Origin of the sequence: Streptomyces sp. T028 (genome assembly GCF_048159505.1) — a bacterium.
Classification (GTDB): domain Bacteria; phylum Actinomycetota; class Actinomycetes; order Streptomycetales; family Streptomycetaceae; genus Streptomyces.
Genome location: NZ_JBLRVZ010000012.1, coordinates 327,061 through 352,366 on the forward strand (window position 1 = coordinate 327,061; position 25,306 = coordinate 352,366).

Here is a 25,306-nt window from a genome sequence, read left to right on the forward strand (position 1 = left end):
CCCGGCCCGGTTACCGGCGTTCTTCACTCGTCCGACGTGGGGAGCTTCACGCGGGCCGCGATCGGGAGGTGGTCGCTGCCTGTCCTTGGGAGGGTCCACGACGTGAGAGGCTCCACGTCCTTCACCAGGATCTGGTCGATGCGGGCCATCGGGAACGACGCCGGCCAGCTGAAGCCGAAGCCGTCGCCGGCCGCGCCCTGGGTGGAGCGCAGCTGGGAGGTGACGGCGTTCAGGGAGCGGTCGTTCATGGTGCCGTTGAGGTCGCCGAGGAGGATCACCCGGCTCAGCGGCTCGTCGGCGATGGCCTCGCCCAGCGCGTCCGCGCTCTTGTCGCGCTGGCGGGCGGTGAAGCCGGCCTGCAGCTTGACCCGGACCGAGGGGAGGTGGGCGACGTAGAAGGCGACCTTGCCCTCCGGGGTCGCCACCGTGGCCCGCATCGCGCGTGTCCAGCCCAGCTTGATGTCGACGGGCTTGACGGCGCTCAGCGGGTACCTGCTCCACAGGCCGACCGTGCCCTGCACCGAGTGGTACTTGTACGTCGCCGCCAGCGCCTTCTCGTACACCGGCACCGCCGAGGCGGTCAGCTCCTCCAGCGCCACCACGTCCGCGCCGGACGCGGCCACGTCGCGGGCGGTGCCGGACGGGTCGGGGTTGTCGGCGTTGACGTTGTGCGTGGCGACGGTGAGGTCGCCGCCGCTGCCGGTCTTGTCGCTGAGCAGCCCGCCGAAGAGGTTCAGCCAGACGACGGCCGGGAGGACCACCGCGATCAGCGCGCTCGCCGACTTGCGGACCAGGGCGAGGAGCAGGAACAGCGGGATGAGCAGCCCGATCCACGGCAGGAAGGTCTCCGTGAGGCTGCCGAGGTTGCCGAAGCGGTTGGGGATGCGCGAGTGGAGCAGCATCACCAGGGCGAGGAGCAGGGCGAGCCCGGCGACCACCAGGCCGCGGCGCCAGATGCGTGGGTCACCGCGCCAGCCGCTGGTCAGACGTCCGATCAGGCGCCGGAGTCGGTCCCCCCGGCGCTCGGGTCCCGAGCCTCCGTTGTCGTCCGTCTCCGTCATGTACGCCTGCTGCGCCATACCGTCGCCTCACTGCCTACCGTGCACACCGTCTCCCCCGGGGTAGACCCTAGGGGATGTTCGGCTTCGATCCTGCCGTCCCTCGACGGCCGTACTCGGACGAGGACGACCGGTGCCGCGCCGGGAGTTCCAGGCCTGCGGGGCGGTGCCTGGTCTGTGACGAAACCTGCATGTTCTGATGACCGACCGGTCAGTTGGCGGGGCGAAGTCCGGTGAGCAGCGTGTCGACGATCTGTTCAGCGAGGTCCTCGGGGAGGTCCGCCTCGGGGCGCAGGACGGCGCGGACCAGCATCGGGCCCACGATGATGTCGTTCACCAGTTCAAGGTCCAGGTCGGCGCGGAGTTCGCCGTTCTGCTGGCCGCGGCGCAGGACTTCGATGCCCGCCCTGCGCCGGGGCATTATGACCGAACTGTGGTAGGCCGCCCAGATCTTCGGGCTGCTCTTCATCTGGGCGTGCACGTTGTGCAGGATCGCCGAGGAGCGGTTGGCGAGCCCCCGTTGCCGCAGGGACTCCAGCAGGACGACGAGGTCGTCGCGCATAGAGGTGCCCGGGAGGTCGTCGGGGTCCTGGGGTTCGGCGGCGCGCAGGACATCGACGAAGAGTTCCTCCTTGCCGCTCCAGCGCCGGTAGATCGTGGCCTTGCCGACTCCCGCCGTACGGGCGATGCGCTCCATGGAGATCTCGGCGAGCGGGACGCCGTCCTCCAGCAGCTTCATCGTCCCCTCGAGGATGGCCCGTTCCACGGCCTCACTGCGCGGCCGGCCCCTGACGGGCTGTTCCGAAGCGGTGCCACCGCCTGCGAGGCTCACGTCCATCGTTCCTTTCGTCGTCCTGGGGAGACTCTCACTGGGACTCCGTGCGCACCAACTCCTCCTCGTGGGCGCCCCGCTGAGGCACCTTCTGCTTCCCCGGCAGGAACAGCGCCACCACGATCGCCCCGGCCAGCGCCACCACGGCGCCGCACAGGGCGGTGACGTGCATGGCGTGCAGGAAGGCGTCGTTGGCGGGGGCGACCAGGTCCGTGCCGCGGGCGCCGAGCTTCGCGGCGATGCCGAGCGTGGCCTCGATGGACTCACCCGCCGTCTCGCGCAGACCGGCGGGCAGGGCGCCGAGCCTGTCCTCGATGCCGCTGCGGTACGACGCGGAGAGCACCGAGCCGAGGACGGCGATGCCGAGCGCGCCGCCGAGCTGGCGGAAGGTGTTGCTGAGCGCGGAGGCGGAGCCGGCCTTCTCCCGGGGCAGGGCCTGCATGATGACGACGCTGGTCGGGGTCATGACGTGGGCCATGCCGGCGCCCATGCAGAAGAAGACGACCTCCAGGAGCCAGATCGGGGTGTCGGCGTCGAGGGCGGCGAACGCGCCCAGGGTCGCGGTCAGGACGAGCATGGCGGCCGTGGTGGTGGCCCGGACCCCTATGCGGTCGACGACCAGCCGGGCGCGCGGCGCGAAGAACAGCTGGGCGGCGGCCAGCGGCAGCAGGAGCAGGCCGGACTGCAGGGGCGAGTAGCCGCGCACGCTCTGGGTGTAGAAGACCGAGAAGAACGTCACGCCCATCAGCGCGAAGAAGACAAGGGTGATGACGGCCATCGCGGCCGAGAACACCTTGTTCTTGAAGTAGGTGACGTCTATCGACGGGTGGTCGCTGCGCGCCTCGAACACCACGAACGCGGTGAGTACGGCGAGACCGGCGCCGATCGTCGACAGCACGGTGACGTCGGTGAAGTCCGCCAGCTCGCCGCCCTTGATGATGCCGTAGACGAGCAGGACGAGGCCGACCACGGACAGGACGACGCCGACGGAGTCGATCCGGCCCGGGTTGGGGTCGCGGGAGTCGGGCACCAGCCACAGCATCAGCGCGAACGCGAGGATCACGATCGGCACGTTGATGAGGAAGACCGAGCCCCACCAGAAGTGGTCCAGGAGGAGGCCTCCGGTGATCGGCCCTATCGCGATGGCGAGGCCCACGCCGCCGGCCCAGATGCCGATCGCCCTGGGCTGCTCCTCCCGCTCGAAGACGTTCATGAGGACGGCGAGGGTGGCCGGCATCACGAACGCGGCCCCGACGGCCATCAGCGCGCGGAAGGCGATCAGCTGCGCGGGCGAGCCGGACTCGGCGGCGAGCGCGGAGCCGATGCCGAACACGGCGAGACCGCCGAGCAGGACCTTCTTGCGGCCGATGCGGTCGCCGAGGAGACCGGCGGTGAACAGCAGGCCCGCGAAGACCAGGGTGTAGGAGTTTATGGCCCACTCCAGCTCGCTCTGCGTGGCGCCGAGCCCGGTCGGGGCCGGGGTGGAGATGGTCTTGATCGCGACATTCAGGATCGAGTTGTCGAGCACCACGATCAGCAGGCTCAGCATCAGCACGCCGAGGATCGCCCAACGGCGCCGGTACACGTGTTCTGGTATCCGGGGCGCGGTGGGGACGGCAGGAGTAGTCATGCTGTCGAGGGTAGAGCCTTTTCGATACGAGACCGTCTCGTATCTGATTGTTGTGCGGTTCTCTTACCCAGCTTTTACCCGCGCGTCCCACCCGCGAGTTCTTGGCCACACGGGGTGGTCTGGCCCTGCCTGGCACAAGGTGCCACCATGGGGGTGGTCCGGGGACGCCGTGAGGGCGCCTCGAGATGACGAAGGAGCCGTTGCAATGACGCAGCTTTCGGCTGCCCAGACGAACCCCTCCGACGGCAGCAAGGCGCTGTACGGGGGCAAGGGCACACGCCGTATCACCGTCCGCGACATCGCGCTCGCCAAGGAGCGCGGCGAGAAGTGGCCCATGCTGACCGCCTACGACGCGATGACCGCGTCGGTGTTCGACGAGGCCGGGATCCCCGTGATGCTCGTCGGCGACTCGGCGGGCAACTGTCACCTGGGGTACGAGACGACCGTACCCGTCACCCTCGACGAGATGACCATGCTGTCGGCGGCCGTCGTACGGGGTACGAACCGTGCGCTGATCGTCGGCGACCTGCCCTTCGGGTCGTACCAGGAGGGCCCCGTCCAGGCGCTGCGCAGCGCGACCCGGCTGGTCAAGGAGGCCGGGGTCGGAGCGGTGAAGCTGGAGGGCGGCGAGCGCTCGCACCGCCAGATCGAGCTGCTGGTGGAGTCCGGGATCCCGGTCATGGCGCACATCGGACTCACCCCGCAGTCCGTGAACGCGATGGGCTACCGCGTGCAGGGCCGCGGCGAGGAGGCGGCCCAGCAGCTGCTGCGGGACGCGAAGGCCGTGCAGGACGCGGGCGCGTTCGCCGTGGTCCTGGAGCTGGTGCCGGCCGAGCTGGCCGCCGAGGTGACGCGGGTGCTGCACATCCCGACCGTCGGGATCGGGGCCGGCGCGGAGTGCGACGCGCAGGTGCTGGTGTGGACCGACATGCTGGGGCTGACCGGCGGGCGGGTGCCGAAGTTCGTCAAGCAGTACGCGAATCTGCGTGAGGTGATGGGGAACGCGGCGAAGGCGTTCGCCGAGGATGTCGTCGGCGGGGCGTTCCCGCGTGACGAGCACTCCGTCCACTAGCCATCTCGGTGCACCAGGCGGCCCGCCGATCTTCCCCCCGTCGGCGGGCCGCCCCTTTTTGCGCCTGAACCGGCGCCGCTCTCGCGGACGTGGTTGCTCGCCGTCGTGGTTCCTCAATTGTTGGTTGCTGTGTTCGTCGGGGATTTGTCGGTGGTGTAGGTGGTCTGTCGGTGGTTTGTCGGTGGGGGCTGGGAGTGTTCCTGGCATGACGCGAATCGATACGAACCCCGGGAGCGCGGGAAGCGCCGTGACCGTGCGGGGGCTGGTCAAGCACTACGGCGAGACCAAGGCGCTGGACGGGGTGGACCTGGATGTGCGGGAGGGCACCGTGATGGGGGTGCTGGGGCCGAACGGCGCCGGCAAGACCACCCTGGTGCGGATCCTGTGCACGCTGCTCGCCGCCGACGCGGGGCAGGCGACCGTCGCCGGCTACGACGTCGTACGGCAGCCCCGGCAGCTGCGCCGGGTCATCGGACTCACGGGGCAGTACGCCTCCGTGGACGAGAAGCTCCCCGGCTGGGAGAACCTGTACATGATCGGGCGGCTGCTCGACCTGTCCCGCAAGGACTCCCGGGCCCGCGCCGACGAGCTGCTGGAGCGGTTCTCGCTGACCGAGGCCGCCCGGCGGCCGGCGGCGACCTACTCCGGCGGTATGCGACGGCGGCTGGACCTCGCCGCGTCCATGATCGGCCGGCCCACCGTGCTGTTCCTGGACGAGCCGACCACCGGGCTCGACCCGCGCACCCGCAACGAGGTGTGGGACGAGGTCAGGACGATGGTCGGGGACGGCGTGACGGTCGTGCTCACCACCCAGTACATGGAGGAGGCCGAGCAGCTCGCCTCCGAGCTGACCGTCGTCGACCGGGGGCGGGTCATCGCGGGCGGCGGCATCGAGGAGCTGAAGGCGAAGGTCGGGGGACGGACCCTGCGCGTCCGGCCCGCCGATCCGCTGCAGCTGCGGCCGCTGGCGGGCTGGATCGACGAGCTCGGCATCACCGGCCTCGCCACCACCGTCGTGGACACCGAGCGCGGCTCGCTGCTGGTGCCGGTGCTCAGCGACGAGCAGCTCACCGCCGTCGTCGGCGCGGTCACCGCGCGCGGCGTCACCCTCTCCTCCCTCACCACCGAACTGCCCAGCCTGGACGAGGTGTTCCTGTCCCTCACCGGCCACCGGGCCGGCGCGCCGCAGGACCCGCGGGACACCCTGCCCACCGACGACCGCGAGGAGGTCGCCGTATGAGCGCCCGCCCGTCACCCACCACCACCCTGCCTGAGGCGCTTCGCGCCGGCCCTTCGATCACGATCACCCCCGCCGCCACCGCCAACCCGGCCGAGCCGGCCGACACGCGCATACCGCTGCGCAGTCACCTGCGGCACACCGGCGCGCTCATCCGCCGCAATCTGCTGTGGATCCGGCAGGACCCGGAGTCGATGTTCGACGCGATCCTGTTCCCGGTGATCTTCACCCTGCTCTTCGTGTACGTCTTCGGCGGGTCCATCGGGCAGTCGCTGGGCGGCGGACAGGAGGCCTACGTCCAGTACGTGATTCCCGGTCTGCTCGCCATGATGGGGATGAACATGGCGCAGGGCGTGGGCACCGGCTTCAACACGGACTTCAACTCCGGGGTCATGGACCGCTTCCGGTCGCTGCCCATCGGCCGGGGCTCGGTGCTCTTCGCCAAGATCGTGGTGGAGCTGATGCGCATGCTGGTCGCGTGCGTGATCCTCATGGTCGTGGCCGTGCTGGTGGGCTTCGACATCACCCACTGGCCCGGTCTGTTCGCGGCCGTGGGGCTGGCCACGGTGTTCGGGTCGGCGCTGATGTGGGTGTTCCTCACCCTCGGCGTGGTGATGAAGAGCGCCCAGTCGGTGCAGGCGATGGGCTTCCTGGTGCTGATGCCGCTGCAGTTCGGCTCGTCGATCTTCGCGCCGACCGCCTCGATGCCGGGCTGGCTGCAGAACTTCACCAAGTACAACCCCCTGTCCTCGCTCGCGGACGCGGCCCGGGGGCTGATGGTGGGCGGGCCGGTCGCGCACGGGCTGTGGGTGACGCTGGCCTGGTCGGTGGGGCTGACGGCGGTGATGGCGCCGGTCGCCATCCACAAGTTCCGCACCAAGAACTGAGCCCGGTCCGGTTCGTCATCGGGAACCGGGCACTCACACCAGGGCGGCGGCCTGTTCGTACGACAGGCCGCCGCCCTCGGCGTACGCGGCCTCGAACGCCGTGTCGCCGAGCACGGCCCGGGCGGCCCCGGCGGCGCGGGCGACGGTCTCCCGCTCGTTGCGGACGGGGACATGCCCCGGCGGCAGCAGGGCCGCGGCGGTGCCGAGGCAGCGGGCGGCGTCCGCGGCGCGCGAGCCGCCGTCGGCACCGGCCAGGGCGTAGGCCCCGATGGAGAGGTAGAAGGAACGCATGTGCGGGGCGACGTTCATGGAGAGCCGGTCGGACGCGTGCTCCAGGGCCTGGCGGACGGAGGTCAGGGCCTCCGCGTACCGGCCGTCGGTGACGTCGACCCAGGCCTCCGCGCCCAGGATGAAGGCGTCGAAGACGACGAAGGACGCGAGGCTGAACGTCTCGCGCACCAGCCGGAGCTGTTCGCGGGCCTCGGTGTGGCGGCCGGTCAGGGCGAGGTGCGAGGCGAGGAAGAGCCGGGCGGTGGGCATCGCCTCGTTGTGGCCGTTGTCCACGGACTCGACGACCTCGCGCAGCAGGCGTTCACCGCGCTCCTCGTCGCCGGCCTCGATCAGCGCGCTGCCCAGCCGGGCGCCGAGGACCGCCGACTGGTGGTGGGCGTCGAGCCGTTCGGCCTGCGCCCTGGCCTCCGTGTAGTCGGCGGCAGCACTCCGGTAGTCGCCCGTGCGCTCGCGGGCCTCGGCGCGTGCCGAGAGGGCCTCGGCCGCGCCCCAGGCGTCGCCCAGCCGGCGGAAGATCTCCAGGGCCTCGTCGGCGTCCCGCCCGGCGTCGCCGGCCCAGTCGGAGCGGTTGGCGAGGAGGTTGGCGCGCAGTTGCAGACTGGTGGCGAGCTCCCACTCGTAGCCGGGGGTGGTGCGGCTGGTCTCGACGTTGGCGTCGATGATGGCCAGGATGCGTTCCATATCGCCGGTCATCATCACGGCGTAGAACCAGAGCAGGCCCGGCGGGCGGCAGGTCTGCGGCAGGCCGGGGGCGTAGGTCTCGGTCACGATCCGCAGCTTGCGCTGGGCCTCGGGGGTGTTCCAGGTGTCCATCTCGGTGTCCATGCAGGCGAGATGGGCGAGGTGGACACCGCGCCGGGCCTCCGCGAGGGGTTCGCCGGACAGCGGGGGCGGGGTGTCGGTGACGGGCCTCCAGACCGCGGCGGCGGGGCGGACGGGGTCGGTGAAGGGGTCGGGTCCGAGGTCCATGACCGCGCGGCACCAGGTGCGGGCCTCGATCCGCAGATCGCGCATCTGCCAGTACCAGACGAGGGAGAGGGTGAGGCAGAGGGCCTCCTGCTCGTCGCGGGCGGCGACGGCGCGGCGCAGTGCCGTGCGCAGGTTCTCGTACTCCAGCTGGAAGCGTGCGACGGCCTCGGTCTGGCGCGGGCCGCGCAGCAACGGCTCGGTGGTGCGGGCGAGTTCGCGGTAGTACGTCAGATGCGCGCGCTCGGCGTCGGGCCGCCGGCCGGTCTCGTCGAGGCGTTCGGCTGCGTACTCGGCGACGGTCTCCAGGAGCCGGTAGCGCATCTCCCCGTCGGGGGCCGGGGCGGCGACCACGAGCGACTTGTCGACGAGGGAGGCGAGGGAGCTGAGCACGTCGCGGGGGGTGGGGGCGGTGGGGGCGGCCGGTGCGCCGGGTCCGGCGGGTCCGGCCGGTGCGCCAAGTCCTGCCGGTCCGGCCGGTGCGCCCGGTGCGGCGGCTCCGCCCGGTGCGCCAAGTCCGGCCGGTCCGGCCGGGGCGCCCGGTGCAGCAGGTCCGCCCGGTGCAGCAGGTCCGGCGGGTCCGGCCGGTCCGGCTGGTGCGGCCGGTGCGGCCGGTCCGGCGGGTTCGGCCGGTGCGGCGGGTTCGGCCGGTGCGGCGGCTCCGCCCAGTGCGCCAAGTCCTGCCGGTCCGGCGGGTCCGCCCGGTGCGCCAAGTCCGGCCGGTCCGGCCGGTGCGCCCGGTGCGGCGGCTCCGCCCGGTACGCCAAGTCCGGCGGGTCCGGCCGGTCCGGCGGGTCCGGCCGGTGCGCCCGGTGCGGCGGCTCCGCCCAGTGCGCCAAGTCCGGCCGGTCCGGCGGGTCCGCCCGGTGCGCCAAGTCCGGCCGGTCCGGCCGGTGCGCCCGGTGCGGCGGCTCCGCCCGGTGCGCCAAGTCCGGCGGGTCCTGCCGGTCCGGCGGGTCCGCCCAGTGCGCCAAGTCCGGCCGGTCCGGCGGGTCCGCCCGGTGCGGCGGGTCCGTCCGGTGCAGCAGGTCCGGCGGGTCCGGCCGGTCCGGCGGGTGCGCCGAGTCCGGCGGGTCCGCCCGGTGCAGCAGGTCCGGCGGGTTCGGCCGGTCCGGCGGGTTCGGCCGGTGCGGCGGGTTCGGCCGGTGCGCATATCGCCTCGACGGCGGTGAGGTCGCAGCCGCGGGCGAACACCGACAGCCGGGCCAGGACCTCGCGCTCCGCCTCGTCCAGCAGGTCCCAGGACCAGTCCACGACGGCGCGCAGGGTCTGCTGGCGGGGCAGGACGGTACGGCTGCCCGAGGTCAGCAGCCGGAAGCGGTCGTCGAGGCGGTCGGCAATCCGGCGAGGGGTCAGCATGCGCAGCCGGGCGGCGGCGAGTTCGATCGCGAGGGGGAGGCCGTCGAGGCGGCGGCAGATCTCGGCGCAGGCCTCGGGGTCGTCCTCGATCCGGAATCCGGGGCGGGCGGCCGCGCCCCGGTCGGCGAACAGCCGCAGCGCGACGGGCTCCGGCAGCGGCTCGACGGGGCGCAGCAACTCGCCCGGGACACCCAGGGGTTCACGGCTGGTGGCGAGGACGGTCAGCCCGGGGCAGCGGACGAGGAGTTCCTCGACGAGGCGGGCGGCGGCCCCGACGACGTGCTCGCAGTTGTCGAGGACGATCAGCATGCGGCGCCGGGCGCAGTGCTCGACCAGCCGCTCCACCGGGTCGTCGTGCCGCTCGGCCACCGCACGCATCTCCTCGGCCCCGGCGCCGTACATCACGGTCTCGCGCGCTCCTACGGCGGTCAGTACGGCCTGCGGTACGGCGTCCGGGTCGGCCACGGGGGCGAGCTCGGCCAGCCACACCCCGTCGCGCGCGATGTCCCGCACGCCCTCCGCGGCCTCCTGCGACAGCCGCGTCTTCCCCGCCCCACCGGGCCCCAGCAACGTCACGAGCCGCGCCTCTCCGAGGACCCCCCGGATGACGTCGATCTCGCCCTCCCGGCCGACGAAGGAGGTGAGGCGTGCGCGGAGGTTGCCGGGGGGTGGCGGGGTGAGGGCGGGCGAGCCGTTGGAGGGCGGGGCCGCCGGGCCCACAGACGCGTCCGGGTTGAGGAGTTCCGCGTGGAGGGAGCGGAGGTCGGGGCCCGGGTCGGAGCCCAGGCGGTCGGTGAGGAGGCGGCGTACGTCGTCGTAGGCGGCCAGTGCCTGGGCCGGGCGGCCGGCGTCGCGCAGGGCGCGCAGGCGGAGGGCCTGGAGGGGTTCGTCCAGGGGGTGGGCGTCGCACAGGGCGGTGAGTTCGGGGAGGGACCGCTCGGCGTGGCCGAGGGCGAGCGCGGCGGTGTGGCGGGCGCGCACCGCGTCCAGTCTGCGAGCCTCCTGGCGGGCCGCCTCCGTGGTGCGGTCGGGCAGGTCGGCGAGGGGCGGGTCCTGCCACAGGGCGAGGGCGTCGTCGAGGAGGACGGCCGCCTTGGCGGGGTCGCCGTCGGCGAGGGCGCGGACGCCGTCGGCGGTGAGCCGTTCGAAACGGTGCAGGTCGACGGCGTCGGGGGTGGCGGTGAGGCGGTAGCCGCCGTCGGCGGAGGCGATCGCGTCCGCGCCTAGGACCCGGCGCAGCCGTCCGACCAGTGCCTGCAGCGCGCCCGGGGCGTCGGCGGGCGGGTCCCCGGCCCACACCTCCTCCACCAGCAGCCCCGTGGGCACGTTCCGCCCGGCCCGCAGGGCCAGCACGGTCAGCAGGGCACGCAGCCGCGCCCCGCCGACGGCGACGGGGGTGCCGTCGGAACGGAGTGCCTGGGTGGTGCCGAGAATGCGATAGCGCACGGGGTTCATTGTCTCCGGCGGGAACGGGGGCGGTCACGGAGTTGCGGCGGGGTGGCGTCCCCATGTCCCCACCCTTCCACGGAACCCGGGGGCCACCGCGAGACGTTTTCCCGGTGCGCCCGGTACGGTCGGGCCGTTCCACGCGTGCCGAGAAGCTCAGGGAGACCCATGACCACCGCCACCACCCGCAGCGGCGACCGGAGGATCAGCCCGGTCTTCGTGGGGATCCTGGCCGTCACCGCGGTCACCGGCTGGGCCACCTGGACCGGGTTCGCCGAACAGCCCGGCCTGGCCGTGTTCCTGTTCGTGACGGCGGCCTGGATCGTCTCCCTGTGCCTGCACGAGTACGCGCACGCGCGCACGGCCCTGCACAGCGGCGACATCACGGTCGGCGCGAAGGGGTACCTCACGCTCAACCCGATCAAATACACCCATGCCCTGCTCAGCATCGTGCTGCCGGTGATCTTCGTGATCATGGGCGGGATCGGTCTGCCGGGCGGTGCCGTCTTCATCGAGCGGGGGCGGATCCACAAGCGCTGGCAGCACAGTCTGGTCTCGGCGGCCGGTCCCCTGACGAACGTGCTGTTCGCCGCCGTGTGCACCGCGCCGTTCTGGCTGGACGCCCTGGACGGCGTGCCGGCCGCCTTCCGGTACGCGCTCGCGTTCCTCGCGCTGCTCCAGGTCACGGCGGCGATCCTGAACTTCCTGCCGGTGCCGGGCCTCGACGGCTACGGGGTGATCGAGCCCTGGCTGTCGTACGAGCTCAAGCGGCAGGTGGAGCCGTTCGCACCGTTCGGACTGCTGTTCGTGTTCGCGCTGCTGTGGGTGCCGTCGGTCAACAACGTGTTCTTCGACGCGGTCGACGCGGTACTGCGCGGCCTCGGCATCAGCGACTTCGACACGTACTGCGGCCAGAACCTCTACCGCTTCTGGCAGGAGACGAACGAGTACTGCGCGGTCAGCCGGTGACGGACCTGCGGGCCTTGTCCCGCTTGACGTAGTACCAGGTCATGTTGGACGACAGACCCGCGAGCAGCACCCAGACGACGCCCAGGAAGCTGCCCTGCGCGAAGGAGACGACCGCGGCGGCGACGGCGAGGAGACAGACGACGAGGGTGTAGATCGCGAGGCGGGGCATGGGGACTGCTCTCCTGTCGGGGGACACCGGTGGGTGCGTGTGCCGTGCATCGTGTGTCGTGCATCGTGCGTCGTCCAGTGTCCCCCATGCGCTCAGACGTCCGTCACCCGCAGTCCCGCGTGCGCCTTGTAGCGGCGGTTGACGGAGATGAGGTTGGCGACCAGGGACTCCACCTGGTGGGCGTTGCGCAGTCGGCCCGAGAAGACGCCGCGCATGCCGGGGATGCGGCCGGCGAGCGCCTGCACGATCTCCACGTCGGCGCGCTCCTCGCCGAGCACCATGACATCGGTGTCGATCTCCTCGATCGCCGGGTCCTGGAGGAGGACGGCGGAGAGGTGGTGGAAGGCTGCGGTGACCCGGGAGTCCGGCAGCAGGGCGGCGGCCTGCTCGGCGGCGCTGCCCTCCTCGGGCTTGAGGGCGTAGGCGCCCTTCTTGTCGAAGCCGAGCGGGTTGACGCAGTCGACGACGAGCTTGCCGGCCAGTTCCTCGCGCAGCGACTCCAGGGTCTTGCCGTGCCCGTCCCACGGCACGGCGACGATCACGATGTCGCTGCGGCGGGCGGTCTCGGCGTTGTCGGCGCCCTCGACGCCGTACCCGAGCTCCTCGGCAGCGGCCTGCGCGCGGTCGGCGGCGCGCGAACCGATGATCACCTTCTGGCCGGCCTTGGCGAGACGATAGGCGAGACCCTTGCCCTGCGGGCCGGTGCCGCCGAGCACGCCGACGACCAGTCCGGAGACGTCGGGGAGGTCCCACGGGTCCTTGGCAGGGGCCTTCGCAGGGGCACTCGCGGGGGCGCTCGCGGAGGCGTTCTGTGCACTGTCGGTAGAGGTCATGGGCCGACTTTACGTGGGGGTGGCAAGGGCGCTTTCGCCGTGTCGGGTGAATCGGGGGCGAAGCCGGGGCGGAGGCGGGGCGGCTGGGGCAGGATGCGGGCGCATGGACGCCGTACGGGTCGCGCTGCTGCGCGAGGTGCTCGCCGGGACGGAGTGGCTGTCGGCCACGCGGAGGTTCGGCGCGGTGCTCCGCGGATCGGTGGTCTCGCACGGGGGCGGGCTGCTGCTGGTGGGGACGGCGGAGTACGAGCCGTGGCATCTCGCGGCGCATCTGGTGGACGAGGCCGCGTGGTCCGGTACGCCGGAGCTGGCGCCGACTCTCGTACGACATCACGCGCGCCCTTGCGACCCCGCGCATCTCGCGGTGGGCCTCGGGCGAATCGAGGCGGCGAGGCGGGGCGAGACGCTGCTGGTGGCCTCGCCGGAAGGGGATGCCGCGCTGCTGGAGCGGGTGTCGGACGCGCGGCGTTCCGGGCTCACGGTCCTGTCCCTCGGTCCGGGCGAGGGCGAGCTGACGGCCCTGTCCCACGAGACGCTGACCGTGCCGGACGGCTCGGAGCTGGACCTGGACACGGTGCAGCACCTGGTCAGCGCGGCGGCGGGCGAGAACGGCCGCTCCGTGAGAACGCGCCGGGGGCTGCGCGCCCGCCTCTCCAGGCTGGCGGAGTCTTTGACGGCCCCGCCGCCTCCCCCCTGGTAACTCCCCCACCCGTCTCGGTGGCCCCACCGCCTTCGGCAGAACCACCCCGCCCGACGCGGCACCGTCGCCGACACGGCTGGGGCAGTCCGGAGCCCGGCGGGACAGCCCGGGCGGGCGGGGATTGGTGGGACGGCTCGGGCGGGGCGGAGGCCTCGGCGCGACCGGCTCGGTCCTCACAGCGCGCTTCGGCGCGTGCACGGCTCGGGCGGGGCGGAGGCCTCGGCGCGACCGGCTCGGTCCTCACAGCGCGCTTCGGCGCGTGCGCGGCTCGGGTGGGGCGGAGGCTTCGGCGTGCGCGGCTCGGGTGGGGCGGGTGGGCAGGCGTTGGGGCCGGGGCGGAGACCCACCAGGGGGCCAGGGGACGCAGTCCCCGCCAGGGGGCCGGGGCGGAGCCCCGGAGGGCGTGCGCTCTCAACCCACCGAGTCGGGCGGGCGGGTGGGCAGGGTCGGCGGGAAAACCCGTTGCTCTCCTCCCCTGCTCCGCCAAGCATGACCCCTCGTGGCCACCGACTCCCTGCGCGCGCTTCTCCCCGACCTCGCCCCCTGGCGGGCCTCCCGTGACTTCAGGCGGCTCTGGTTCTCGGGGCTGATCTCGAACTTCGGGAGTTTTCTGACGTTCGTCGCGCTGCCGGTGCAGTTGAAGGAGCTGACGGGGTCGGCGGCGGCCGTGGGCGCGATCGGGGCCGTGGAGCTGGTCCCCCTCGTCGTGTTCGGGCTGTACGGCGGCGCGCTCGCGGACGCCCTCGACAAGCGGACGCTGATCGTGTGGACGGAGGTCGGCCAGGGCCTGCTGAGCGCCGTGCTGCTGGTGAACGCGCTGCTGCCGAAGCCCGCCGTATGGCCGCTGTATCTCGTCGCCGGGCTCTCCGCCGTGCTGTTCTCCGTCCAGCGGCCCGCGCTGGACTCGCTGTGGCCGCGGATCGTCGCCCATGAGCATCTGCCCGCCGCCGGCGCGCTGAACTCCCTGCGCTGGACGGTCGGCGGAGTCGCGGGCCCCGCGGTCGCGGGGATCGTCGTGGCGTATGCCGGCCTCGGCTGGGCCTATGCCGCCGACGCCTTCACCTTCGCCGTCTCCGTCGCCCTGACCGTCGCCATCGCCTCCTCCCCCGCCTCCCACGAGGCGGCGAAGCCCTCCTGGCAGGCGATCACCGAGGGCGCCCGGTACGCCTGGGGCCGCAAGGAGCTGCTCGGGACGTACGCCGTGGACCTCGCCGCGATGTTCCTGGCGATGCCGCTTGCCGTACTGCCGTTCCTCGCCGACGAGTTGGACGCGGAGTGGTCGCTGGGGCTGATGTACGCGTCCGTACCGGCCGGGTCGATGCTGGTGAGCCTGACGAGCGGGTGGACCTCGCGGGTTCATCGGCACGGGCGGGCGGTCGTGGTCTCGGCCGCGCTGTGGGGCGTGGCGATCGCGGGCGCCGGGCTCGTCGGGAACGTATGGCTGGTGCTGCTGTGTCTCACCCTCGCGGGCGGCTGCGACATGGTCAGCGGGATCTTCCGGGGCGCGATGTGGAACCAGACGATCCCGGACGAGCTGCGCGGGCGGCTCGCCGGGATCGAGCTGCTGTCGTACTCGGTGGGGCCGACGGTGGGCCAGGTCCGCAGCGGCGGCTTCGCGGCCTGGCTGGGGGTACGGACGTCCGTCTGGTCGGGCGGCGCCCTGTGCGCCGGGGCGGTCGGACTGCTGGCCCTGTGCCTGCCGGCGCTGATGCGCTACGACGTGCGGACGGACCAGCACGCGGCGCGCGAGCGTGAACGCCGGACATTGGGGGCGACACCGGCGCCCTGAAGGGGCGCGGGGCTGTATCGATATGCGGCTCCGCCGCGTGGGCGCGACCAGCCACGACGGCGCCGCAGCCGAGCGCTTACTCCTCCCCCGCCTCGGTCTTCGGGGCATCGCGCCAGCGGGGATCGTTCTCCCACTGGACGTTCCGCTCGCGGGCGCTCTCCATCGCACGCTCGGCCTCCTGGCGGGAGGCGTAGGGGCCGAAGCGGTCCTTGCCGGGGCAGTCCGGCCCCTCCTCGACCTTCTTGTGCTCCAGGCAGTAGTACCACTCGCCCGGCTTTCCCGTGACGCGCCGTTTGAACAGGGGCATGACCGGCTCCTCTCGCCACCCACATGTTCCCCCGTACCCGCTCGCTAGACTCGCCGGTATGTCTGGCCAGTCGCTGCTCGTGCCCGGGGACCTCTCCCCCACCCGTTCCGTGCCCGGAAACATCCGCCGTCCCGAGTACGTCGGCAAGCCCGCGCCGAAGCCGTACACCGGTCCTGAGGTGCAGACCCCGGAGACCGTCGAGGCGATGCGGGTCGCCGGGCGGATCGCCGCGCGGGCGATGGAGGAGGCCGCGAAGCTGATCGCGCCGGGGGTGACGACCGACGAGCTGGACCAGGTGGCGCACGCGTACATGTGCGACCACGGCGCCTACCCCTCCACGCTCGGCTACCGCGGCTTCCCCAAGTCGCTGTGCACCAGCGTCAACGAGGTCATCTGCCACGGCATCCCGGACTCGACGGTGCTGCGCGACGGCGACATCGTCAACCTGGACGTGACGGCGTACATCGGCGGGGTGCACGGCGACAACAACGCCACGTACCTGGTGGGGGACGTCGACGACGAGAGCCGGCTGCTCGTGGAGCGGACCCGTGAGTCCCTGAACCGCGCGATCAAGGCGGTCCGGCCGGGGCGCCAGATCAACATCATCGGGCGCGTCATCGAGTCGTACGCCAAGCGGTTCGGGTACGGCGTGGTCCGGGACTTCACCGGCCACGGGATCAACTCCTCGTTCCACTCCGGGCTGATCATCCCGCACTACGACAGCCCGCACGCGACGACCGTGATGCAGCCCGGGATGACCTTCACGATCGAGCCGATGCTGACGCTGGGGACGCACGACTACGACATGTGGGACGACGGCTGGACCGTGGTGACCAAGGACCGCAGGCGTACCGCCCAGTTCGAGCACACGCTGGTCGTGACGGACACCGGCGCGGAGATCCTCACCCTGCCGTAGCGCCCGAGCCTTAGCACGTGCGAGTGATCGAGGGCCCGCTCCCCGTCCGGAGCGGGCCTTTCTTGTAGGCTTTTACCGACAGGATGTCGGCAAGCATTGACTTAGGTAAGCCTTACCTTAGAAGATGGGCGACATGGACTCCTTCTCGACCCTCATCCGCACCGCCTCCCACGAGCAGCACATGGAGGCCGAGACCTCGACGTTCATGAGCGACCTGCTGGGCGGCAGGCTCGGGGTGGAGGCGTACGCGCGCTACACCGAACAGCTCTGGTTCGTCTACGAGGCGCTGGAGGCCGGCACCGAGCGGCTGGCGTCGGACCCGGTGGCGGGGCCCTTCGTCAGACCCGAGCTGTTCCGGCTGGCCGCGCTGGAGCGGGACCTGGCACATCTGCGGGGAGCGGACTGGCGGGCGCGGCTGTCGGCCCTGCCGGCCACGCGGGCGTACGCGGACCGGGTGCGCGCGTGCGCCGAGGACTGGCCTGCCGGGTACGTCGCCCACCACTACACGCGCTACCTCGGCGACCTCTCCGGCGGTCAGATCATCCGCGACCGGGCGGAGCGGACCTGGGGCTTCGAGAAGAAGGGCGACGGCGTCCGCTTCTACGTCTTCGAGGAGATCGGCAACCCGGCGGCCTTCAAGCGGGACTACCGGGAACTGCTCGACGCGGTGCGGGCGGACGACCTGGAGAAGCAGCGGATCGTCGCCGAGTGCAAGCGGGCCTTCGCGCTGAACACGGCCGTGTTCCGGGCGCTGGGCGAGGAGTTCCCGCTGTCGGCCTGAGGCCGTCGGCTGCCGCAGACGCCTGCGGACACGGCACCGGGCCCTTTCCCGTGACGGGAAAGGGCCCGGTGCCTGCCGTGGGTCGGCCCGGTCAGAACCAGCCGCAGTGCTCGCCGGCCCAGAAGATGTCGCTGGAGACCGTGTCGATCTTGCCGATGTACGGGCTGCAGACGGACTCGTGGTGGATGCCGTGGTGGCTGCCGTGGTGCCGGCCCTCGTCCTTCTGGCCGTAGTGATTTTCCGAGCCGTAGTGGCGGCCGTGGTCCTTGTGGCCGTAGTGACCTTCCGAGCCGTAGTGGCCGCCGCCGTAGTGGCCGCCGCCGTGGTGGCGCGGCCCCTCGTCGGCGGTGGCGCTCGTCGCGCCGGCGGCGGCCAGGGCGACCCCCAGGACGGTGGCGGCCAGAACTGATCGGATACGCATGATGCTCCTCTCACGGAGGCGGAGTGGTCACGCCCAGAGGTAACCGCTCACCCCCCGGCGCACACGCGGGACCACCCGTACGGCCGCCCGGAACACCACGGACGCCCGCGGCCGGATGTATCGTTCGGCGCCTCACGCCCGACGCGGGGTGGGTGGTCAGCGTTCGGCGCCCTCCAGGCGGACCCGGCCGCCGATCTCCACCCATCCGTACGGCTGCGGGGCGGTGAGGATCTGGGAGCCGGCTCCCTGGGTGATGTTGAGGGCGCGGCCGAGCTGTTCGGTGAGCAGGAGCGCGGCCGCTCCGGTCGCCTCGTCCTCCTCGATGCCGTCCCCGCGGCCGGGGAAGCCACGGGCGCGGATCCGGCCGGCGGGCTCGTCCTCCCAGGCCCACGCGTAGATCCACTCACCTTGCGGTGGCACGCTCAGGTCGTCGACCTCGGCGGCGGTGGCGTACTGGCGGAACGTGCGCGGCGGGGCCCACTCCGCCCGGGCCTCGATCCAGCTGAACTCCCCGTCCAGGCGGGCGCCGACGACTCCGGCGGGGGTGACCAGTTCGGGGACGTCGAGCAGCCAGGCCGCGCCGACGCAGGGGTAGCCGGCGAAGGGGAGCCGGACCGTGGGGGTGTAGATGTCGATGACCCCGCGCTCGGGGTCGTCGACGAACACCGTCTCGCTGAAGCCGAGTTTCGCGGCGAGGGCCTGGCGGTCCTCCCGCTCCGGCAGCACCGAGCCTTCGCGGACCACGCCCAGTTCGTTGCCGTAGCCGCCGTTCGGCGCACAGAAGACGCGGAGCACGTCGTAATCAGTCACCTGGGAATTGAAGCATCGGTCGTAGTGGGTGACTTAGATAGGTAAGGCTAACCTAAGATTCGCTCATGACTGTCGTGGACGCGAAAGCGGGAGAGAAAGCGGGTGAGCCGGCCGTCACCGAGGCTCGGGCGACCGGGTCGGCGCGGAAGCGGCGCGGGACCGTGTGGCTGCTCGGCGCCGGGCTGGTCCTGGCGCTGCTCGCGCTGGTGCCGGTGGCCGGGGCGCTGGGGGCCTATCCGATCCCGGTCGGGGACGTACTCGCCTCCGTGCAGCACCGGATCGGGCTCGGGGGGCGGGAGCTGGACCGGGTCGCGGAGTCCGTGCTGTGGAACGTGCGGTTCCCGAGGATCGTGCTGGCGCTGCTCGTCGGGGCCTCGCTGGGGTGTGCGGGGGCCTTGATGCAGGGCGTGTTCGGCAACCCGCTCGCCGAGCCGGGGGTCATCGGGATCTCCTCCGGTGCGGCGGTGGGGGCGGTCGGGGCGATCGCGTTCGGGGTGAACGTGCTGGGGACGTGGACCGTGTCGGCGTTCGCGTTCCTCGCCGGGCTCGGGACCGTGCTGGTGGTGTACGCGATGGCGCGGTCCGGGGGCCGTACCGAGGTGGTGACGCTGATCCTCACCGGGATCGCGGTGAACGCGTTCGCCGGGGCGCTGATCGGGCTGTTCCTGTTCTTCGCCGACGCTGCGGCGATCCAGCAGATCACCTTCTGGCAGCTGGGGTCGCTGTCGCAGGCGACGTGGCCGAAGGTGGCGGCGGTGCTGCCGTGTGCGGTGGTGGGGCTGGCGGTCGCCCCGTTCTTCTCCCGTCGGCTGGACCTGCTCGCGCTCGGGGAGCGGCCGGCTCGGCATCTGGGGGTGGAGGTGGAGCGGTTGCGTGTGGTGCTGATCCTTGTCATCGCTATGTTGACGGCCGCGGCGGTGAGCGTGTCCGGGATCATCGGGTTCGTGGGGCTGGTGGTGCCGCATCTGCTGCGGATGGCGGTGGGGCCGGGGCACCGGTTCCTGGTGCCGGGGAGTGCGGTGTCGGGGGCGTTGGTGTTGCTGGCGGCGGATCTCGCTGCGCGGACGGTCGCGGCGCCTGCGGAGCTGCCGTTGGGGGTGCTTACGGCGCTTCTCGGGAGCCCGTTCTTCTTTTGGCTGCTGCGGCGTACGCGGCGGCGGCAGGGTGGGTGGGCTTGAGCCTCGCCCACCCACCCGCCCGACTCGCCCGGACAAGAGGTTGCCCCACCGGGCGCCGTTCGGGGGGCCGGGATTCGCGAGTGCGGGTTGTGGGGGGCTGGTCGCGCAGTTCCCCGCGCCCCTCGGGGGCAGGGGCTTCACCTCTGGCCCCGGACCCCCGGCTCGCGCACGTGGTTGCGCAGCTGCGGGCAGTCGTGCCTCCCCCAGTGCCTGAAAGGCCTGGGAGGTGCCCCCAGGCGGCACGGGTGGGCGCAGCGGCACCCCTCAACGCGGGGAGCGCCGACTCCGCCCGTTCCTTTCCCTCCGCTTCCCCCTCAAGGAGTCCCGCATGAGTCTTCTCCGTCGTCGGTTCAGTCCCCCTGTGGTGGTCGCCCCGGGATCCCTGCTTGGCGAGGCTGTTGGGGTGCATGTGCGGCTTGGGGGGCGGGAGGTGCTTCGGGGGGTTGATGTGGGCGTGCGGGGTGGGGAGGTGTTGGCTCTCGTGGGGCCCAACGGGGCCGGGAAGTCCACCTTGCTGGCGGCGCTCGCCGCCGATCTCGCGCCCGCGCAGGGTGTCGTACGGATTCACGGCCGGCCCGCCACGGAGTGGTCCGCGGCGGAGCTCGCCCTGCGGCGGGCCGTGTTGCCCCAGGCGGCGGTGTTGTCGTTTCCGTTCGCCGTGGAGGACGTCGTGCGGATGGGGCGGGCGCCGCACAGTTCCTCGGCGGACGAGGATGATCTGGCCGTTGCTCAAGCCATGGCCGCCACCGACGTGAGTGACTTCGCCACGCGGCCGTTCTCCGCGTTGAGCGGCGGCGAGCGGGCCCGGGTCGCACTCGCCCGGGTGCTGGCCCAGCGGGCGCCGCTGCTGTTGCTCGACGAACCGACCGCCGCGCTGGACCTCAGGCATCAGGAGCTGGTGTTGCGGGTGTGCCGGGAGAGGGCGGAGGAGGGGGACGCGGTGGTGGTCGTACTGCACGATCTCGGGCTGGCCGCGGCTTACGCCGACCGGGTCGCCGTACTGCGCAAGGGGGGCGTCGTGGCCGACGGGGCGCCGGGGGACGTCTTCGACGAGCAGTTGCTCAGTGAGGTGTACGAGCACCCCGTTGAAGTGATCCCACACCCTCGGCACTCGGGGCTCCTCGTCACCCCGAAGCGGAATCTTTGAATCTCCTTTGACCTTACGTTGGGGTCCGTTTTGAGCCACCGTGATCGGGTCGTGCTCTTACACCGTCTATGAGAGCTGAATCACGGCCCGGCCGGGTATTACGCAGGTAAGCCTTGGATAAGTTAGGCGAGGCTCACCAATCTTTGTGCGAGCCGTCACGTGAATATCCAGCCATCGCCGGGAGCCCGAATGCGCGCCGCCAGACTGTCCGTCGTCACCGCCGTCGCCGCCGTGACCGCACTGACCGCCGTCACCGGCTGCACCGAGAAGAGCGATGCGAAGGACGGCGACCGCATCATCAAGGTGACCGCCACGGACTCCAAGTGCGAGACCTCCAAGAAGGAGATCTCCGCCGGGCACGTCGAGCTCGCCATCGAGAACAAGGGCTCCAAGGTCACCGAGGTGTACGTGCTGTTCCCGGACGACCGGGTGGTGACCGAGCGCGAGAACATCGGGCCCGGCACCAAGCAGCGCGTCACCGCCGAGGTGAAGGCCGGCGACTACCAGATCGCCTGCAAGCCCGGCATGAAGGGCACCGGCATCCGTCAGGACCTCAAGGTCACCGGCGGCAGCGTCGCCAAGCGCGACCCCAAGCTGGACAAGGCCGTCGCCGACTACCGCGAGTACGCGCAGGAGCAGGCCGACGCGACCATCCCGCTCGTCGAGACCTTCGTGACGGCGATCAAGGCGGGCGACATCACCGCCGCCCAGAAGGCCTACGCGCCCTCCCGTCTCGGCTGGGAGCGCACCGAGCCGGTCGCCGAGTCCTTCGGTGACATCGACCCGAAGGTCGACGTCCGCGCGGACGGCCTCGAGGACGGGCAGGAGTGGACCGGCTGGCACCGCCTGGAGAAGTCCCTCTGGGAGGACAAGAAGATCGGCGACGAGGAGAAGACCCTCGCCGACCAGCTCCTCACCGACCTGGAGGACTGGCAGGAGCGGGTCGGCAAGGCCGAGATCACCCCGACCTCCATGGCCAACGGCGCCAAGGAACTGCTCGACGAGGTCGCCACCGGCAAGGTCACCGGCGAGGAGGACCGCTACTCGCACACCGACCTGGTCGACTTCAAGGGCAACGTCGAGGGCGCGCAGAAGGCGTACGAACTCCTCAAGCCGGTCGCGCAGACCAACGACGCCGCGCTGACCACCGAGCTCGACAAGCGGTTCGCCGCGCTGAACACGCTGCTGGACAAGTACCGCGCCGACAAGGCCTCGTACGACTTCGTCTCCTACGACAAGGTCACCGAGGCGCAGCGCAAGGAGCTCTCGGACGCGGTGAACGCGCTCGCCGAGCCCCTCTCGCAGCTCGCCGCGGCCGTGGTGAAGTAGGGGTACGGCCATGACCGAGACGCCGACGACCAAGACGTCCGTAACGGAAAACCAGGACCAGGGCGCCAACCCGTCGCGGCGGTCGCTCATCGGGTGGGGCGGTGCCGGGCTCGCGCTCGGTGCCGTCGCGGCCGGTGGCGCGGTCGCCATGAACCGCACCGGCGACGACGTCGAGCCGACGGCCGCCGAGACCGGCGCCGCGATCGCGTTCCACGGCGCGAACCAGGCCGGGATCGCCACGCCCGTCCAGGACCGGCTGCACTTCGCCGCGTTCGACGTGGACACCACCGACCGCGCCGAGTTCGTGCAGCTGCTCAAGGACTGGACGGCGGCCGCGCACCGGATGACCGCCGGGAAGACGGTCGGCGACGGGGCGTACGGCGGACTCGCCGAGGCCCCTCCGGACGACACCGGTGAGGCCCTGGGCCTGAAGCCCTCGCGGCTGACGCTCACCCTCGGCTTCGGCCCGTCCCTGTTCGCGAAGTTCGGGCTGAGCGGGCAGCGGCCCGACGCACTGGTCGATCTGCCCAAGTTCGCCGGGGACGCCCTGGACGCGAGCCGCTCCAACGGCGACCTGTGCGTCCAGGCCTGTGCCGACGACCCGCAGGTCGCCGTGCACGCCATCCGCAACCTGGCCCGCATCGGCATGGGCAAGGTCTCCATCCGCTGGTCGCAGCTCGGGTTCGGCAAGACCTCCTCCACCACCCCGGAGGCGCAGACCCCGCGCAACCTGATGGGCTTCAAGGACGGCACCCGCAACATCGCGGGCACCGAGACCGACCGGCTGAAGAAGTTCGTGTGGGTCGGCGAGAAGGACGGCCCGGAGTGGATGGTGGGCGGTTCCTACCTCGTCGCCCGCCGCATCCGGATGCACATCGAGACCTGGGACCGCACCCCCCTGCAGGAGCAGGAGGACATCTTCGGGCGGGACAAGGGCGAGGGCGCGCCCGTCGGCAAGGCGAAGGAACGCGACGAGCCGTTCCTGAAGGCGATGAAGCCCGACGCGCACGTACGGCTCGCGCATCCCGACGCCAACCACGGGTCGACCATCCTGCGCCGCGGCTACTCCTTCACCGACGGCACCGACGGTCTGGGGCGCCTGGAGGCGGGCCTGTTCTTCCTCGCGTACATGCGCGATGTGAGCAACGGGTTCATCCGCATCCAGCGCAATCTCGCGACCGACGCGCTCAACGAGTACATCCAACACGTGGGTTCGGCCGTCTTCGCCGTGCCGCCGGGCGTCCGGGACAAGGACGACTGGTGGGGCCGGACGCTGTTCTCCGAGGAGGCGTAGTCCGTGTTCTCCAACTATCTGATCGGCCTGCGCGAGGGGCTCGAGGCCTCGCTCGTCGTCTGCATCCTCATCGCCTACCTGGTGAAGACCGACCGCCGGGACGCGCTGAAGCCGGTGTGGACCGGTATCGCCATCGCCGTCCTCATCGCGATGGGCTTCGGCTCCGTCCTCGAATTCGGTTCCCAGGAGCTGACGTTCCAGGCGCAGGAGGCGCTCGGCGGGTCGCTGTCGATCCTCGCGGTCGGCCTGGTGACCTGGATGGTCTTCTGGATGCGGCGCACCGCCCGGCATCTGAGGTCGGAGCTGCACGGCAAGCTGGACGCGGCCCTCGCGATGGGCACGGGCGCGCTGGTCGCGACCGCGTTCCTCGCCGTCGGCCGGGAGGGCCTGGAGACCGCCCTGTTCGTGTGGGCGTCGGTGCACGCGGCCGGTGACGGCACCCCGCGCCCGCTGATCGGCGTGGCCCTCGGTCTCGCGACCGCCGTGTTCCTGGGCTGGTTGTTCTACCGCGGGGCACTGCGCATCAACCTGGCGAAGTTCTTCACCTGGACGGGTGGAATGCTCGTCGTCGTGGCAGCGGGCGTCCTGGCGTACGGCTTCCACGACCTCCAGGAGGCCGACTGGCTGCCGGGGTTGAACAGCCTCGCCTTCGACATCAGCGGCACGATTCCGCCGGACAGTTGGTACGGCACGCTGCTGAAGGGCGTGTTCAACTTCCAGCCCGATCCGACCGTCCTCCAGGTCACGGTGTGGCTGCTGTACCTGGTGCCCACGCTCGCGCTGTTCCTCGCCCCGGTAGGGTTCGCCTCCGGGAAGGGGAAGGTGAAGGCACCTGATGACGCACCTGACGACGCACCTGGCGACCGGGGAACCCGGCACTCGAAGGCTCCGCAGGCTTGAGCGGAGCGCGTTGTTGGCGGCCTCCGCGACGGTCCTGTCGTTGACGGCGAGCGGTTGTGTGGTCGTCCACGGGGAGCGCGAGGTGCTCCCCTCGGCGACGCAGGCGGAGGCCGCGAAGGCGCTCGCGCAGTTCACGACGTCGTACAACAAGGCCGACAAGGCGTGCGACGCCTCCCTGGACGCCGAGTACACCACCGGCGCCCTCGGGGCCATCGACGCGGCGCGGTTGAAGGCCGGGAAGGTCAACAGCCCGGACGGGAACCCGCAGCACACCCCGCTGGTGCTGTCGGACGTGACGTACACGATCCCCAAGAAGGCGGGCTGGCCGCGCTGGTTCGTCGCCGACGCCAAGGCCAACAAGGGCGGTGACGCCCGCTGGGTGCTGGTGTTCACCCGGGGCGACCTCTCCGAGCCGTGGCAGGCGGCGTATCTGACGCTGGTGGCGCAGGGCGCGATGCCGGAGTTCACCAAGGACAAGGACGGCTGGGCCGAGGCCGTACCGGCGGACTCCGCCGAACTGACGCGGGCGCCAGCCGATTTGAGCAAGGAGTACACCGCCTACCTGAAGGACGGCGGGGGTGTGTTCGCGGACGGGGCTTACACGAACGCGTTGCGTACGACGCGTGCGAAGAGCGCGGAGAAGCCGGGGCTGGTGCAGCAGTACATCGACGAGCCGCTGACCGGCGGGGGGTTCGCGCCGTTGGCGTTGCGGACGGCGGACGGCGGGGCGTTGGTGTTCTTCTCCTCGCACCACTACGTCAAGCAGACGGCCGCGGCGGGGGCGGCGGTGCCGACGCCGAACGTGAGTGTGAAGGCGTTGACCACCGGGGAGATCAAGCAGACGTTGACGATGGAGTTCGTCGCGAACGAGATCGCTTTGGATCCGGCCAAGGGTTCCGGGGACGGCAAGGTGTCCTTGTTGAGTCGGCTGGAGGGGTTGACCGGGGCGAAAGGAGAGTAGGGCTGGGGCAGTAGGGCTGGGGCA

23 protein-coding genes are annotated in these 25,306 nt (G+C 71.7%); 14 read left to right on the forward strand and 9 right to left on the reverse strand.

The window, feature by feature from the left end; translation table 11 throughout:
- Positions 1-23: 23 nt before the first annotated feature.
- The 3 genes from ACLZN2_RS13845 to ACLZN2_RS13855 all read right to left on the reverse strand — a co-directional run bounded on the left by ACLZN2_RS13845 (position 24) and on the right by ACLZN2_RS13855 (position 3,520).
- Positions 24-1,079 (reverse strand): endonuclease/exonuclease/phosphatase family protein, encoded by a 1,056-nt coding sequence (locus ACLZN2_RS13845; protein ID WP_416978728.1) that lies wholly within the window; start codon positions 1,077-1,079, stop codon positions 24-26.
- A 190-nt stretch (positions 1,080-1,269) separates the two neighbouring features.
- Positions 1,270-1,896: a TetR/AcrR family transcriptional regulator gene (locus ACLZN2_RS13850; protein ID WP_416978729.1), complete on the reverse strand. Its 627-nt coding sequence runs from the start codon at positions 1,894-1,896 to the stop codon at positions 1,270-1,272.
- 28 nt (positions 1,897-1,924) lie between these two features.
- Complete coding sequence (locus ACLZN2_RS13855; protein ID WP_416978730.1) at positions 1,925-3,520, reverse strand: MFS transporter; 1,596 nt, start codon at positions 3,518-3,520, stop codon at positions 1,925-1,927.
- Between the two features lie 205 nt (positions 3,521-3,725).
- Here ACLZN2_RS13855 and panB point away from each other — a divergent pair, with 205 nt between their 5' ends.
- The 3 genes from panB (at position 3,726) to ACLZN2_RS13870 (ending at position 6,716) form a co-directional block, all read left to right on the forward strand.
- Positions 3,726-4,592 carry a 3-methyl-2-oxobutanoate hydroxymethyltransferase gene (gene panB, locus ACLZN2_RS13860; protein ID WP_416978731.1) on the forward strand — a complete coding sequence of 289 codons (867 nt, stop codon included), beginning with the start codon at positions 3,726-3,728 and terminating at the stop codon, positions 4,590-4,592.
- Positions 4,593-4,797: 205 nt separating this feature from the next.
- Positions 4,798-5,832 (forward strand): ATP-binding cassette domain-containing protein, encoded by a 1,035-nt coding sequence (locus tag ACLZN2_RS13865; RefSeq protein ID WP_416978732.1) that lies wholly within the window; start codon positions 4,798-4,800, stop codon positions 5,830-5,832.
- Positions 5,829-6,716, forward strand: coding sequence for an ABC transporter permease (locus ACLZN2_RS13870; RefSeq protein WP_416978733.1), 888 nt, complete (start codon positions 5,829-5,831; stop codon positions 6,714-6,716). The genes ACLZN2_RS13865 and ACLZN2_RS13870 overlap by 4 nt, the downstream gene beginning before the upstream one ends.
- Positions 6,717-6,749: 33 nt before the next feature.
- On the opposite strand, the gene ACLZN2_RS13875 is transcribed toward ACLZN2_RS13870, so the two are convergent.
- A complete protein-coding gene (locus tag ACLZN2_RS13875) occupies positions 6,750-10,778 on the reverse strand; it encodes a BTAD domain-containing putative transcriptional regulator (RefSeq protein WP_416978734.1) in 4,029 nt (1,342 codons plus the stop codon).
- A gap of 168 nt (positions 10,779-10,946) precedes the next feature.
- On the opposite strand from ACLZN2_RS13875, the gene ACLZN2_RS13880 reads away from it, so the two are divergent.
- Positions 10,947-11,747, forward strand: a complete 801-nt coding sequence (locus ACLZN2_RS13880; RefSeq protein ID WP_416978735.1) for a site-2 protease family protein — start codon at positions 10,947-10,949, stop codon at positions 11,745-11,747.
- On the opposite strand, the gene ACLZN2_RS13885 is transcribed toward ACLZN2_RS13880, so the two are convergent.
- Both ACLZN2_RS13885 and npdG read right to left on the reverse strand, forming a co-directional pair.
- Entirely contained in the window at positions 11,737-11,916 is a 180-nt protein-coding gene (locus tag ACLZN2_RS13885) for a hypothetical protein (protein ID WP_133909923.1), read from the reverse strand. The genes ACLZN2_RS13880 and ACLZN2_RS13885 overlap by 11 nt on opposite strands.
- 92 nt (positions 11,917-12,008) lie before the next feature.
- Entirely contained in the window at positions 12,009-12,749 is a 741-nt protein-coding gene (gene npdG / locus ACLZN2_RS13890; protein ID WP_416978736.1) for an NADPH-dependent F420 reductase, read from the reverse strand.
- Positions 12,750-12,852: 103 nt separating this feature from the next.
- Here npdG and ACLZN2_RS13895 point away from each other — a divergent pair, with 103 nt between their 5' ends.
- Entirely contained in the window at positions 12,853-13,449 is a 597-nt protein-coding gene (locus ACLZN2_RS13895; RefSeq protein WP_416978737.1) for a hypothetical protein, read from the forward strand.
- Positions 13,450-13,948: 499 nt separating this feature from the next.
- Complete coding sequence (locus tag ACLZN2_RS13900) at positions 13,949-15,238, forward strand: MFS transporter (RefSeq protein ID WP_416978738.1); 1,290 nt, start codon at positions 13,949-13,951, stop codon at positions 15,236-15,238.
- 76 nt (positions 15,239-15,314) lie between these two features.
- Here ACLZN2_RS13900 and ACLZN2_RS13905 read toward each other — a convergent pair whose 3' ends face one another.
- Complete coding sequence (locus tag ACLZN2_RS13905) at positions 15,315-15,545, reverse strand: hypothetical protein (RefSeq protein ID WP_416978739.1); 231 nt, start codon at positions 15,543-15,545, stop codon at positions 15,315-15,317.
- Between the two features lie 58 nt (positions 15,546-15,603).
- Here ACLZN2_RS13905 and map point away from each other — a divergent pair, with 58 nt between their 5' ends.
- Both map and ACLZN2_RS13915 read left to right on the forward strand, forming a co-directional pair.
- Positions 15,604-16,461, forward strand: a complete 858-nt coding sequence (map, locus tag ACLZN2_RS13910; protein WP_416978740.1) for a type I methionyl aminopeptidase — start codon at positions 15,604-15,606, stop codon at positions 16,459-16,461.
- Positions 16,462-16,594: 133 nt separating this feature from the next.
- Complete coding sequence (locus ACLZN2_RS13915) at positions 16,595-17,242, forward strand: heme oxygenase (biliverdin-producing) (protein WP_416978741.1); 648 nt, start codon at positions 16,595-16,597, stop codon at positions 17,240-17,242.
- 91 nt (positions 17,243-17,333) lie between these two features.
- Here the strand turns inward: ACLZN2_RS13915 and ACLZN2_RS13920 are convergent, their stop codons facing one another.
- Both ACLZN2_RS13920 and ACLZN2_RS13925 read right to left on the reverse strand, forming a co-directional pair.
- A complete protein-coding gene (locus tag ACLZN2_RS13920; protein WP_416978742.1) occupies positions 17,334-17,663 on the reverse strand; it encodes a hypothetical protein in 330 nt (109 codons plus the stop codon).
- A gap of 156 nt (positions 17,664-17,819) precedes the next feature.
- Positions 17,820-18,473, reverse strand: a complete 654-nt coding sequence (locus ACLZN2_RS13925; protein WP_416978743.1) for a PhzF family phenazine biosynthesis protein — start codon at positions 18,471-18,473, stop codon at positions 17,820-17,822.
- Between the two features lie 65 nt (positions 18,474-18,538).
- Between ACLZN2_RS13925 and ACLZN2_RS13930 the strand changes: the two genes are divergently transcribed.
- From ACLZN2_RS13930 to ACLZN2_RS13955, 6 genes are all read left to right on the forward strand, one after another.
- Entirely contained in the window at positions 18,539-19,651 is a 1,113-nt protein-coding gene (locus ACLZN2_RS13930) for a FecCD family ABC transporter permease (RefSeq protein WP_416978744.1), read from the forward strand.
- Positions 19,652-19,979: 328 nt separating this feature from the next.
- Positions 19,980-20,798, forward strand: a complete 819-nt coding sequence (locus tag ACLZN2_RS13935) for a heme ABC transporter ATP-binding protein (protein ID WP_416978745.1) — start codon at positions 19,980-19,982, stop codon at positions 20,796-20,798.
- Between the two features lie 189 nt (positions 20,799-20,987).
- Positions 20,988-22,127, forward strand: coding sequence for an iron uptake system protein EfeO (gene efeO / locus ACLZN2_RS13940; protein ID WP_416978746.1), 1,140 nt, complete (start codon positions 20,988-20,990; stop codon positions 22,125-22,127).
- A 10-nt stretch (positions 22,128-22,137) separates the two neighbouring features.
- The gene (gene efeB, locus ACLZN2_RS13945; RefSeq protein WP_416978747.1) at positions 22,138-23,421 is read left to right on the forward strand and encodes an iron uptake transporter deferrochelatase/peroxidase subunit; all 1,284 of its coding nucleotides are present in this window, start codon (positions 22,138-22,140) and stop codon (positions 23,419-23,421) included.
- 3 nt (positions 23,422-23,424) lie between these two features.
- A complete protein-coding gene (efeU, locus tag ACLZN2_RS13950; RefSeq protein WP_416978748.1) occupies positions 23,425-24,321 on the forward strand; it encodes an iron uptake transporter permease EfeU in 897 nt (298 codons plus the stop codon).
- Positions 24,257-25,282: a hypothetical protein gene (locus tag ACLZN2_RS13955; RefSeq protein ID WP_416978749.1), complete on the forward strand. Its 1,026-nt coding sequence runs from the start codon at positions 24,257-24,259 to the stop codon at positions 25,280-25,282. The genes efeU and ACLZN2_RS13955 overlap by 65 nt, the downstream gene beginning before the upstream one ends.
- Positions 25,283-25,306: the final 24 nt, after the last annotated feature.

Coding starts and splice junctions, on each gene's coding strand:
- panB (WP_416978731.1), top strand. CDS start 3,726: ATGACGCAGCTTTCGGCTGCCCAGACGAACCCCTCCGACGGCAGCAAG.
- ACLZN2_RS13880 (WP_416978735.1), top strand. CDS start 10,947: ATGACCACCGCCACCACCCGCAGCGGCGACCGGAGGATCAGCCCGGTC.
- ACLZN2_RS13885 (WP_133909923.1), bottom strand. CDS start 11,916: ATGCCCCGCCTCGCGATCTACACCCTCGTCGTCTGTCTCCTCGCCGTC.
- efeO (WP_416978746.1), top strand. CDS start 20,988: ATGCGCGCCGCCAGACTGTCCGTCGTCACCGCCGTCGCCGCCGTGACC.
- ACLZN2_RS13865 (WP_416978732.1), top strand. CDS start 4,798: ATGACGCGAATCGATACGAACCCCGGGAGCGCGGGAAGCGCCGTGACC.
- npdG (WP_416978736.1), bottom strand. CDS start 12,749: ATGACCTCTACCGACAGTGCACAGAACGCCTCCGCGAGCGCCCCCGCG.
- ACLZN2_RS13850 (WP_416978729.1), bottom strand. CDS start 1,896: ATGGACGTGAGCCTCGCAGGCGGTGGCACCGCTTCGGAACAGCCCGTC.
- ACLZN2_RS13895 (WP_416978737.1), top strand. CDS start 12,853: ATGGACGCCGTACGGGTCGCGCTGCTGCGCGAGGTGCTCGCCGGGACG.
- ACLZN2_RS13930 (WP_416978744.1), top strand. CDS start 18,539: ATGACTGTCGTGGACGCGAAAGCGGGAGAGAAAGCGGGTGAGCCGGCC.
- ACLZN2_RS13955 (WP_416978749.1), top strand. CDS start 24,257: ATGACGCACCTGACGACGCACCTGGCGACCGGGGAACCCGGCACTCGA.
- ACLZN2_RS13905 (WP_416978739.1), bottom strand. CDS start 15,545: ATGCCCCTGTTCAAACGGCGCGTCACGGGAAAGCCGGGCGAGTGGTAC.
- ACLZN2_RS13855 (WP_416978730.1), bottom strand. CDS start 3,520: ATGACTACTCCTGCCGTCCCCACCGCGCCCCGGATACCAGAACACGTG.
- ACLZN2_RS13845 (WP_416978728.1), bottom strand. CDS start 1,079: ATGGCGCAGCAGGCGTACATGACGGAGACGGACGACAACGGAGGCTCG.
- ACLZN2_RS13870 (WP_416978733.1), top strand. CDS start 5,829: ATGAGCGCCCGCCCGTCACCCACCACCACCCTGCCTGAGGCGCTTCGC.
- map (WP_416978740.1), top strand. CDS start 15,604: ATGTCTGGCCAGTCGCTGCTCGTGCCCGGGGACCTCTCCCCCACCCGT.
- ACLZN2_RS13920 (WP_416978742.1), bottom strand. CDS start 17,663: ATGCGTATCCGATCAGTTCTGGCCGCCACCGTCCTGGGGGTCGCCCTG.
- efeB (WP_416978747.1), top strand. CDS start 22,138: ATGACCGAGACGCCGACGACCAAGACGTCCGTAACGGAAAACCAGGAC.
- ACLZN2_RS13935 (WP_416978745.1), top strand. CDS start 19,980: ATGAGTCTTCTCCGTCGTCGGTTCAGTCCCCCTGTGGTGGTCGCCCCG.
- ACLZN2_RS13915 (WP_416978741.1), top strand. CDS start 16,595: ATGGACTCCTTCTCGACCCTCATCCGCACCGCCTCCCACGAGCAGCAC.